Below are 513 nucleotides of genomic sequence, written 5' to 3' on the forward strand. Positions count from 1 at the left end.
TTCGCAGCTTATCACGTCCTTCATCGCCTCTGAGAGCCTAGGTATCCCCCATGCGCCCTTAATTCGCTTGCGCGACTCTATTTTCTTCTCTCTTCTACTTTACCAATATGTCAATGAACTCGTTACCAGATCTGTATCTAGTAATGTGGAGAATAACGGATTCGAACCGTTGACCCCCTGCGTGCAAGGCAGGTGCTCTAGCCAGCTGAGCTAATCCCCCAAAATTTTCAATAAATGAAATCAGAAAACGTTTTTCTGATTGTACTTGTTTAATCCGTGGGCCTGCGTGGACTCGAACCACGGACCTCGACATTATCAGTGTCGCGCTCTAACCACCTGAGCTACAAGCCCTAATATATGATAGAAATAAACCAAAAGCAGAATCCTTCGTCTCCAGAAAGGAGGTGTTCCAGCCGCACCTTCCGGTACGGCTACCTTGTTACGACTTAGCCCCAGTCGCCGATTTTACCCTAACGGTGTCTTTAACCTACCGCTTCAGGTCTCCCCGACTCC

General features: G+C 48.1%; 2 tRNA genes and 1 rRNA gene. All 3 read right to left on the reverse strand.

The annotated features are described in order from the left end of the window. Nucleotides 1–146: 146 nt before the first annotated feature. Nucleotides 147–220 (reverse strand) — tRNA-Ala (locus tag FEN17_RS26955). 57 nt (nucleotides 221–277) lie between these two features. After that, nucleotides 278–351: transfer RNA gene (locus tag FEN17_RS26960), tRNA-Ile, on the reverse strand. A 46-nt stretch (nucleotides 352–397) separates the two neighbouring features. Further along, a 16S ribosomal RNA gene (locus FEN17_RS26965) occupies nucleotides 398–513 on the reverse strand; the annotation flags it as partial.

The sequence above is a fragment of the Dyadobacter luticola genome (assembly GCF_005860805.1).
Classification (GTDB): Bacteria; Bacteroidota; Bacteroidia; order Cytophagales; family Spirosomataceae; genus Dyadobacter; species Dyadobacter luticola.